Annotated in this window: 6 protein-coding genes; 5 read left to right on the forward strand and 1 reads right to left on the reverse strand. The window is 63.6% G+C overall.

Annotated features, from left to right (window positions below; all coding sequences use genetic code 11):
• The first annotated feature begins 40 nt into the window (after positions 1-40).
• The 3 genes from Pla111_RS16780 to Pla111_RS16790 are packed head-to-tail and all read left to right on the forward strand — an operon-like array spanning position 41 to position 3,648.
• Positions 41-1,600, forward strand: a complete 1,560-nt coding sequence (locus Pla111_RS16780) for an MmgE/PrpD family protein (RefSeq protein WP_197525115.1) — start codon at positions 41-43, stop codon at positions 1,598-1,600.
• Positions 1,600-2,493: a methylisocitrate lyase gene (prpB, locus tag Pla111_RS16785; RefSeq protein ID WP_146575617.1), complete on the forward strand. Its 894-nt coding sequence runs from the start codon at positions 1,600-1,602 to the stop codon at positions 2,491-2,493. Before Pla111_RS16780 ends, prpB begins: the two co-directional genes overlap by 1 nt.
• Positions 2,494-2,508: 15 nt before the next feature.
• The gene (locus Pla111_RS16790) at positions 2,509-3,648 is read left to right on the forward strand and encodes a bifunctional 2-methylcitrate synthase/citrate synthase (RefSeq protein WP_146575618.1); all 1,140 of its coding nucleotides are present in this window, start codon (positions 2,509-2,511) and stop codon (positions 3,646-3,648) included.
• Positions 3,649-3,716: 68 nt separating this feature from the next.
• On the opposite strand, the gene Pla111_RS16795 is transcribed toward Pla111_RS16790, so the two are convergent.
• Complete coding sequence (locus Pla111_RS16795) at positions 3,717-5,561, reverse strand: arylsulfatase (protein ID WP_146575619.1); 1,845 nt, start codon at positions 5,559-5,561, stop codon at positions 3,717-3,719.
• A gap of 378 nt (positions 5,562-5,939) precedes the next feature.
• On the opposite strand from Pla111_RS16795, the gene Pla111_RS16800 reads away from it, so the two are divergent.
• On the forward strand, positions 5,940-10,610 hold the full coding sequence (locus Pla111_RS16800) for a choice-of-anchor Q domain-containing protein (protein WP_146575620.1): 4,671 nt from the start codon (positions 5,940-5,942) through the stop codon (positions 10,608-10,610).
• 212 nt (positions 10,611-10,822) lie between these two features.
• Positions 10,823-11,010, forward strand: a 188-nt coding sequence (locus Pla111_RS16805; RefSeq protein WP_146575621.1) for a hypothetical protein, incomplete at its 3' end; no start/stop codon positions are given.

Here is an 11,010-nt window from a genome sequence, read left to right on the forward strand (position 1 = left end):
ATGAGCGGCGAAAGTCCCTTGGGCGGAACAAGCGGATTTTTTGACGAGTCGCTTGGCTTGGTTCTTGGCCCCCCTGCCCTGGTTGCCGCGTATGAAGATGCACACGGTTCGTGTTTACCCTTCGGCCGAGCCGCTGCCCACGCGTGACCAGCTCGCCTGGAAACTGGCCGAAGTGGCTTCGGCTTCGGCACCGCTCGATGCGGCAGCCGTGGAGATGCTGGCCAATCGCGTGATCGACAACGCGGGCGTGGCCCTCGCCGCGATTAACCGCACTCCGGTAAGAAATGCACGCGAGCAGGCGCTCGCCCATCCGCGCCCGTCGGGAGCCACGCTGTTCGGAATCGACAGCACACGCTTTTTCGACGCCGAGTGGGCCGCTTGGGCCAACGGCGTGGCAGTCCGCGAACTGGACATGCACGACACGTTCTTGGCGGCTGACTATTCCCATCCGGGCGACAACCTGCCCCCCTTGATCGCGGTCGCGCAGCAGTGCGGCCGCTCGGGGGCCGATCTGGTCCGCGGGGCCCTGGCTGCCTATGAGATCCAGATCTCTTTGGTGCGTGGCATCTGCCTTCACGAGCACAAGAAAGATCATGTGGCGCACCTTTGCCCGGCCCAGGCCGCGGGGATCGGTGCCATGCTGGGCTTGTCAACCGAAGTGATTTATCAGGCCATCCAGCAAGCGGTTCACGTGTCGTTCGCGACGCGGCAATCTCGTAAGGGCGAGATTTCGAGCTGGAAGGCTTACGCCCCCGCGCACGCCGGCAAGCTCGCCGTCGAAGCGGTCGATCGTGCGATGCGCGGAGAACGCGCGCCCTCGCCGATCTACGAGGGCGAAGATAGCGTGATCGCTTATATGCTCAGCGGAAAGAAGGCCGAGTACGAGATCGGTCTGCCCGAGCCGGAGGAACCTCGTCGAGCGATTCTAGATTCTTACACCAAAGAGCACTCGGCCGAGTATCAGTCGCAGGCGCTGATCGATCTGGCATTTCGCATGCGTGAGCGTCTGAGCAGCACCGACGATGTTCGCCGGATCACGATCCACACAAGCCATCACACGCACTACGTGATCGGCACGGGAGCCGGCGACCCTCAGAAATTCAGCCCGACGGCGAGCCGCGAGACGCTCGACCATAGCATCATGTACCTGTTTGCGGTTGCGCTGCAGGATGGCGTTTGGCACCACGTGCGAAGCTATCTGCCCGAGCGTGCGGCGCGGCCCGATACGGTGCGGCTGTGGCAGAGTGTCGAAACCGTGGAAGATCCCGAATGGACCCGGCGTTACCATGACCCGGACCCGGCGAAACGTTCGTTTGGCGGTCGGGTTGTTATCGAGATGGCCGACGGCTCACGAGTCGAAGATGAGCTGGCGGTGGCCAACGCCCATCCGGCCGGTGCCCACCCTTTCGCCCGCCAAGGATACGTCGGCAAGTTCGACGCGCTGACCGAGGGCTTGGTGAGTCGCGAGGAGCGCGGCCGATTTGTCTCGCTTTGCGAGCGTCTGCCCGACCTGAAGGCAGGCGAGCTTGCGGAGCTCAACGTGCCACTCGCCGAGTCGGCGCTCGAATCTACCCAACGCAATCAGCGAGGGATCTTTTGATGCTCACGGCAAAGGTCTCTCCGGCAGAGAAACGTCAATCGCTGCGCAAGCTGTTGCAAGAGAATCGCTTGGTGCGGGTGCCCGGCGGGTTCTCTCCGCTGGTGGCGATGTTGATCGAACAGACCGGGTTTGAAGGGGTCTATGTTTCGGGCGGCGCGCTGTCGGCCAACATGGGGATGCCAGACATCGGTCTAACGACGCTGCCCGAGGTTGCCGGTCAGGCGGCCATGATCGCCGGTGCGACGTCGTTGCCGGCAATTGTCGATATCGATACCGGTTTCGGAGAGCCGATCAACGTTGCCCGGACGATTCAAACGCTCGAACAGGCGGGCCTTGCCGGCTGCCATCTCGAAGACCAGTCGATGCCCAAGCGTTGCGGCCATCTCGACAAGAAGCAGCTGGTGTCACCCCAGGAGATGGCCCGCAAGATCAAGGCCGCGGCAGACGCCAAGACCGATCCGAACTTTTTGCTCATCGCCCGCACCGACTCGCGTGCCGCTGAAGGCCTCGACGCCGCGATCGACAGGGCCAAACGGTACCTCGATGCGGGGGCCGAGATGATTTTCCCCGAAGCGCTCGCGGATGAAGCCGAGTTCGCCGTGTTTCGCAAAGCGATCGACGCTCCGCTGCTCGCGAACATGACCGAGTTCGGCAAGTCGCCACTGCTCAGCGTCGCGACACTCGAAGCGATCGGCTACGACATGGCGATCTACCCCGTCACAGCCTTGCGGCTGGCGATGAAAGCGATCGAACGCGGATTGAAGGCGATCGCCGATAACGGTGACCAGCAAGAAGTGCTTTGCGACATGCAAACACGACAGGAACTCTACGAGTTGCTCCGCTACGAGGAGTACAACCGCTTCGACGAACAGATTTTCAACTTCACACTCTGACAATCGGCACGAACGATGAATGCTCCCGAGAAGTACCGCGCCAAAAAAGGTCTCGAGGGAGTGATCTTCGACACCACAAGCGTGTCGCACGTCCTTCCGGAAGAGAAGTCGCTCTTCTACCGGGGGTATGCGGTTCACGAACTCGCGGACCAATGCTGCTTTGAAGAGGTTGCCTTTCTGCTGCTTCACGGCGAGCTTCCCACAGCTGCGCAGCTAACGGACTTTGCCGAGCAAGAGCGCAGCGCCCGCGCCCTGCCGGTGGAATTGCAGAAGGTGATCGAGCAACTCCCCGCCGAGGGGCACCCAATGGACGCCGTCCGTACGGCGGTCAGCTTCTTGGGTATGCTCCCCGAATTTCGCGGGGTTGAAACCCCTGAGTCGGCCCTGCGGAAAGGGGTCTCGCTGTTGGCAAAGATTCCGACCGTGATCGCGGCGGTCCGCAGGATTGGGCGTGGCGAAGCGGTCATCCCGCCCCGCGCGGATCTTTCGCTGTCGGAAAACTTTTTTCAGATGTGTTTTGGAGAAGTTCCTCAGCCAGAGGTCGTCGGGGCATTCGATGGTGCGCTGACACTCTACGCCGAGCACGGTTTCAACGCCTCGACGTTCACCGCTCGGGTGATTGTTTCGACACAGTCCGACCTGCCGTCGGCCGTCTGTGGCGCGATTGGAGCGCTCAAAGGGAACCTGCACGGCGGTGCCAACGAGGCGGTCATGCACATGTTGCTGGAGATCGATTCGCCGGACCGCGCTCAGTCATGGATCGACAACGCGCTGGAGTCGAAGGCCAAGGTCATGGGGTTCGGGCATCGGCTGTATCGGTTGGGAGATTCGCGCGTCCCGAAGATGACCGCGTATCGTGAGCAGATGGCGAAGCTCCGGGGCGGAGAACGCTGGGAAGCAATCTCGCGGGTGCTGGAAGAGACGATGGTGGAGCGCAAGAACATCCACCCGAACCTCGATTTTCCCGCCGGACCGGTCTATTACCTGATGGGCTTTGAGATTCCTCTCTATACGCCGATCTTTGTCATCGCCCGGGTTGTGGGCTGGACAGCCCACGTTGTTGAGCAGATTACCGACAATCGTCTTGTGCGGCCTAGCGCTGATTACGTCGGTGCCGCACCGCGGGCAGTGACGCCCCTCGCCCTGCGTGGTTGAGTTGCAGGATGGCGAGAGCGCCGATCAGCGTTATGAGCCTTGGCTGGTGGCGACAGTTGCGGCTGCGGCTAGGGCTTCTCGTCAGCGGCCATACGTCTTAATGACAGATGCCAAACGGCAGGCCCCTCATGGTCACGCACGGCTGTTGTCTTAACCGGGGTAACGCCCAGGCTCAGCGACTGCGGACCCCGCTGGAGCGGCACGACTCCCAGCCGAAACGGGTGAAAGTCCAACACGTCGCCCTCTTGCCGTGGGGTCCGATCTGCTGCCGCTCCGAGGGGGCGCGTGTCAGTCGCTTGCGTAAGCGTGACGGTTGCCTTACCCGTGGGCGTGTGCAAGGTGAGCCGGTCTCCTACCGAAGCGGCGGGAATCGCCGCGAAGAGCGTTGCCTCGTATCTCCCCGCTTGCTCGACATCGACATGCCATACGACCCGGTCTTCAGGAGAACGCCAGCCACTGAAGTAGCTGCAGTTGGGGTAGCGGTTGGAACGCCGTACATGACCCGTGCCAACCGCGTCGCGGGCGGGAAGCGGCGTGATCGGCAGGCCCGGACGCCCGACCAAGAACGGCACCGCTTCGTGCGAACGATCGATCTCCATGCGTGTACGCCATGCGTTCACTGCGGCACTGAGGCGTGCAGAGATAGCGGGATGCTGCTGGGCGACATTGTGCTGTTGGATGGGATCGATCCGTAGATCGTAGAGACGCCCCCGCTCGTCCCTGAGGTACCCTCCGCTTCGCGCCGCGATGCGCCCTGCCCAATGGGAGTAGAGGATGCGGTCCGTGCCCACCGGTAAGCTCGCGTTTAGAGCCGCGGTCTGATCGAGCAACTCATCGGCCAGACTGATCCCATCCAATTCCGTCACGTCGGGCAAGGGGATGTCAGCCAGTTGCGTGAGGGTTGGCGTTAAATCGATCGCCGCGCTGTTGGTGCTAACAACACGCCCCGGCGGAATCTTACCCGTCCAACGCACCAGCAGCGGGGAGCGGACGCCGCCTTCTTCCACGGAGCCTTTGATTCCTTTAAGGCCATCGTTCCAGCGGTGTCCGTTGGGGCCGTTATCGGACAGAAAGACGATGATCGTCTGCTCTTCCAGCCCGAGCGTTTTGACATGTTCGAGTAATCGACCGACGTTGTGGTCGAGGTTTTCGCACATCGCGAGCGCCGCCCGGGTGTGCGGAAAGTCCTCTTTGGAGGGCTCAGTGGCGCGTCCTACCAACTCTTGCGCTGCATGCGAGGCCCACCAGCGGTCGGGAACCTGCATCGGCGAGTGGGGCGTGTTGAAAGCCAGCAACAGCAAGAACGGCTTCGTGTGCTGGGTGTCGATCCAATCGATCGCGTGGTCGGTAAAGTCGTCGGCCGCATAGCCATTACCTTTCTCTAGCTCTCCGTTGTGATCGAGCCAGAAGTCGTAGTAATGCCCCCAGTGGCCCGAGGTGAACCCATAGAACTCATCGAAACCGCGACACAGCGGGTGATGCGGCGCTTGTGTGCCATTGTGCCATTTGCCGAAGGCGGCAGTGGCGTAGCCCGCTGCGCGAAACCGATCGGCTATTGTTGGTCGGGTTGCATTGAGGCGTTCGAGCCCTTCCGAGACGCCGCTCACGCCGACGCGGGGGTGGTAACAGCCCGTTAGCAGCTCGGCCCGTGTTGGGGCACAGACCGGCTGCACATAGAACCGCTTGAACGTTGCCCCCTCAGCGCTCAGCTGATCGAGCGCTGGTGTGTGCAGATTCGTGTTGCCGTTGTGGCTCAGGTCGCCCCAGCCCAGGTCATCGGCAACGATCAGCACCACATTTGGCGGGGCAGAACGAGCCGGCAGCCCCGCGAGCAAGACCGGCAGCGCAGTCACCACGACAAGCCACTTTCGGCCCTGTCTTTGGCCCCTCAGGCATGCAAAGAAGTCTGGCATAAGAACAGTCGTCGGGGCGAGCAGCGAGAGTGGTACGGGAAGAGCTCAAGAACCCGTGATGGTGTGGCGTTACTGCCCCCGTCACGATTGTAGATCAAAGGGGGCTGATCGCTGGGCCCTTGGATTGGGCCACCCGCCGCGTGACGCCCCGGGTGCTCAGACCCCCATATCTCTGCGTATCGGTGCCGTGTGAACGCCATTTTCAGGACCCCGTCCGCACGCGCTACTCGATCAGAAAAAGCGATCGATTTAGCATAATGCGCCCATTTTCTTGATAGACAAAAAGTCGTGTTAGCGCATGATACGCGGGATTCCGCAGCTGTCTCTCTTCCTTGCGAGACGGTGCTGCAACCAACTTCAGCCCCGGATAGCCCTCCGATGAGCCGTTACCGTCGTGCCGCTGCTGTTCGTTCTTCTGAACTCAAAGCCCGCAAGCGCAACGCTCTCCGGCGAAGGTCGCTGCGGATGGAAATGCTGGAAGACCGCCGTGTGCTGGCCGTGACGGTCGGCTTCGAGGGCCCCTTCGAGCTCCAGAACTGGACTGACACCGGCATCGCCGGCGGTACGACGACGATCACGCCCACCACCGGCCCCAGCGCGACGGCCGAGTTCGCCTACAACGTGAACCTAGGCGGCGGCGGCGTCACTCAACGCACGACCGACTTCACCCTCGTGGGGGGCGCGCCGGAGAACGGCGTCTTCCGGTTTGACTACGACTACTCGGGCTACCATGCTTTCTTTAGTGCGGATGCCGACTTCTTGACGCTCAATGGGGCGCAGGCGACGGCAGTCGTCAACTCAACCACTTCGGGCAGCTTCAACTTTACAGGCTCGGAGAGTCTGGGCGTCACCCAGGGGGACACCCTCGGCTTTCGCGTCGGCGGGAACAACGCCGACAGCGATAGCCGACTGATTGGCACGCTGGAGGTCTCGAGCTTCAGCTTCGTCGGCGCTAGCGACCTCATCGTCGATTCGCTCGCCGACACGCCCGACGACGGCGACTACTCGGCGGGCAACTTCACGCTCCGCGAGGCGATCGAGCTGGCCAACGCCATCCCCGGCGCCGACACGATCACGTTCGACCCGGCCGTGTTCGGCACGGAGCAGACGATCAGCATCGGCAGCCAGCTGCCGGCGATTACGGAAGGCCTCACGATCGAAGGCCCCGGCGCCGACCTGCTGACGATCGACGCGGGCCTGGGCGGCGATGGGACCGTCAACGGCAACGGCTATCGGCACTTCGAAGTGGACGACCTGAGCGGCTCGACCACGATCGACGTGAACCTCCGCGGAGTCACGCTCACCGGCGGCGACGTGACCACCGGCGGTGGCGGGGCGATCCGGTCGCTCGAGAACCTAACCGTTGAGCGTTCGGTCATCACCGGCAACCACACGTCGGGCGTCAACTTCGGTGGCGGCATCTTCGCCGATGGCATCGGCACGCTCACCGTCCGCGACAGCACGCTCTCCGGCAACACCAGCTACAGCGGCGGCGCGCTGATTAACTATACCGACGGCGCCGGTTCGGTGGTGATTGAGAACTCGACCCTCTCGGGCAACTCCGAGAATGGCTACACGGGGGGCGCCATCTTCAATCAGGGAACGCTGACCATCACCAGCTCGACCATCACCGACAACGTCGGCGACGTCGGCGGTATCTTCACGCGCTTCAACAATGAAGTAAATCTTTCGAACACGATCATCGCGGGGAATCGCAACGGCGGCGGATCGCCGACCAACCTCGGCGGCGCGGCCCCGGGGGTGAACCTGTTCAACCTGATCGGCCCCGGCGCCGGCGCCAGCTTCGGTATGGTGAACGGGGTTAACGGAAACCAGTTGGGGGTGACCGACGCGGGCCTCGGAACACTCCAGGACAACGGCGGGCCTACACCGACGCACGCGCTGCTGGACAGCAGTCCGGCGATCGATGCGGGCGACCCCGCCTTCGCCTCGCCGCCCGACTTCGACCAGCGCGGCCCCGGCTTCGATCGGGTCGTTGGAAGCGTTGTCGATATCGGCGCGTTTGAGGTGCAGGACGACCACGCCAACGACTCAGCCGGCGCCACGCCAATCGCCGACGCGGATCGCCTAAGCGGCAACATCCAGTACAACGGCGATGCCGATTACTTCTCGTTCGCCGCGGTGGCGGGGGAGTTCTATCGGCTCGTCGCCGACCACGACGGGATCGGCTCAACCGAGATCACGCTCTACGACACCGATGGCGTCACGCCGATCTTGATCAACGACTCCGAACGGCTCTCCGACAACGGCGAGGACCTGGGCGATGCGTGGGTGCTCTGGCAGGCCCCGGCAGACGGCACGTACTTCGCCGCGGTCCGCGAGATCGGCGATGACGCGACCGGCTCCTATGACCTGGAGCTCGACACGTTCCCCGTTACGGACGTCGCCGTTCCCTCGGCGACGTCCGGCGCTATCGACAACAACCGCGACACGGCGATCTACCGCTTCTCGGCAACTGCGGGCGTACCGGTCCCTTTATTGGCTGTTGATGCGGGGATCGGCGACCCGGCTCTGTTGGTCTACGACACCGACGGCGCCACCGTGCTGGCGTCGGACACCGTCGTAGGTGATGCGTCGCTCACGTTCGTTCCGCCGGCGAGCGGCGACTACTTCGCCGAGGTCCGCGACCGCCGGGACGACGGCACGGGCGAGTTCTTGCTGTTTGTCGGCACCCCCTCTGACGATCACGGCGACGACGCCGGGGCCGCGACGCCCGTGGCGATTGGCTCCGCCACGCCCGGCCAGATCTTTCCGATCGGCGACCCCGATTACTTCTCGTTCGCCGCCACGGCCGGCCAGTTCTACCGACTGGCCACCGACGATCGGCAGATTTCCGCGACGGAGATCACCTTGTACGACACCGACGGCGTGACGCCGCTCCTAGTCGACGACTCGGTCGGCATCGGCGACGCCTGGATCGCTTGGATCGCGCCAGCCGACGGGATCTATTACGCCGCTGTGCGAGAACTGGGTAATAATTCGATCGGCTCCTATGACTTCTTGGTTGACGCCGTCACCACGACGTCTGTCGCGGCGCCCTCCACAACCCCCGGACAGATCGACACGACGCTACAGTCGAAGGCCTTCCGATTGGTCGGTTACGCGGGCGTGCCTTACATAATCGATACGGACGGCCCCGGCCGCACCATCGACACCACGCTCGCACTGTACGACGCCCAGAGCAATCAGCTTGGTTTTGACGACGACGGGGGATCCGGCTCCAGCTCACGGATCGAATTCACCCCCACCGTCGACGGCGTCTACTTCTTGGAGGTTCGCGAATATAACGACGACCAAACGGGCGCCTTCCCTTTCAACGTTACGATTGCCGCCGACTTGCAGGTGACCAACACCAACGACGCCGGCCCCGGCTCGCTGCGGCAGGCGATCCTCGACGCCAACGCGGGCCTGGGATCGAGCATCGCCTTCAGCGGCGCGGTCTTCCTGGATAACACGCCCGACGTGATCACCCTCACCACCGGCGAGATGGCGATCACCCAGAGTGTCACCATCTACGGCCCTGGCGCCGATCGGCTGACGATCGACGCGGGGCTGGGGGGCGACGGATTGGTGAATGGCAACGGCTTTCGTCACTTCCTGGTAGACGACCTGAATTCGGCGACAACGATCGACGTCAGCATCAGCGGAGTCACGCTCACCGGCGGCGACGTGGCCACCGGCGGTGGCGGGGCGATCCGGTCGCTCGAGAACCTAACCGTTGAGCGTTCGGTCATCACCGGCAACCACACGTCGGGGTCCAACTTCGGCGGCGGCATCTTCGCCGGCGGCATCGGCACGCTCACCGTCCGCGACAGCACCCTCTCGGGCAACACGAGCTACAGCGGCGGCGCGCTGATCAACTACACCAACGGCGCCGGCTCGGTGGTGATCGAGAACTCGACCCTGTCGGGCAATAGCGCCACGGAGTTTGCAGGTGGAGCGATCTTCAATCAGGGCGACCTGACGCTCCGCAACACAACGATCACCGGCAACCAAGATTTGACCGAAACAACTGGAAGTCTCTTCGAAGGGTCAGGCGGCGTGTACTCGCGGTACTCGACAGCGTCGATCGTCGTGCAAAACACCATCATCGTTGGCAACACCCGATCGACCGGCGCTGGACCCGTGGCCGATGACTTTCGAAATAGCGACCCCAGCGGCCCGCCAGCTTCTGCCGTAGACGCGACCTTCAGCCTCTTCGGCGCGGTGGCCGGCCCGGGCATCACCGATGGGGTAGATGGCAACCAGATCGGCGTCGCCGACGCGGGGCTCGGCGCGCTACAAGACAACGGCGGCCCGACGCCCACGCACGCCCTGGAGTTCGGCAGCCCTGCGCTCAATGCGGGCGATCCCGTCTTCAGCGCGCCGCCTAGCTTCGACCAGCGCGGCCCCGGTTTTGATCGTGTCGCGCTGGGCCGTATCGACATCGGCGCCTACGAGGCGCAGACCGCGCCCGTCGCGCCGCTCAACCCGGGCGACTTCAACGGCGACGGGTTCGTGGACAACAGCGACCTCAACCTGCTGCTGGCCAACTGGGGCGCAACGACCGTGCCGCCGACGTGGATCAACGGCTTCGATACGTTCGTCGATAACGGCGAGCTGAACGCGCTGCTAGCCAACTGGGGCTTCGGCATTGGTTCCTCAGCCGCATTCGCGACAACGAGTTCCCCCGCCGAACCCCTCGCGATCGAATCAGCCGCGGGCTTCGAGACGGGAGTGAAGCCGCTGGTGTCGGCCGTCGCTGCGGACTCGGTTGAGGCGGATGCCGCCTTTGCTTCTCTGGGCGCAGAAACATCAACGATGCCCGCTGCCCCATCCCGCTCGGTATCGAATGCCGTTGCGGAGTCCTCACCGGCCATGAGCCTGTTGTTGCTGCCATCGATGCAGGTGATTGAACAAGAAGAAGCTGAGTTGGCGGCACTCGACTTGGCACACGCCGAAGGCGATCAACCCGCCACCACGGTCCGCCCCGCCCTGCGGCAAGCGCGACTCGGCAGCGGGATCGGCGTGGGGGTAAGCCAGCGCTGATTCACGTCCCTCGACTCGCCCACTTCCTTTGCGGCCTGCCGGCGTACGCCGGCGGGCCGTTTTTCATTTTTTCGGTTTTGGGCGCGCAACGGGGCGGGGGCCGGGCGTCGAGCGGTTGACGAGGGAGCCTGACGAGCGGACGACCGCTCGGCCCCGCGTCACCCCACCACGCCCCCCACGGGCTGACCCCCTTTAATCTGAGGAGATTTGCGATGAAGACCCTGTTCACGCTCGCCGCCGCGACCCTGTTTGCCCTGCCCACCCTCACCGCCTCGGCCTACGCCCCCTGCGGCTCGCTGGCTCCCCAGCCCGCCGTTACGGTGATCGCCAAGAACCACTACCAGCCGGTGGTGAAGGTCCTCGAGACCGACTGCCACGAGAAGAGCGTTCTGACCCGCCG

The organism is Botrimarina hoheduenensis, from assembly GCF_007859815.1.
Taxonomy (GTDB): domain Bacteria; phylum Planctomycetota; class Planctomycetia; order Pirellulales; family Lacipirellulaceae; genus Botrimarina; species Botrimarina hoheduenensis.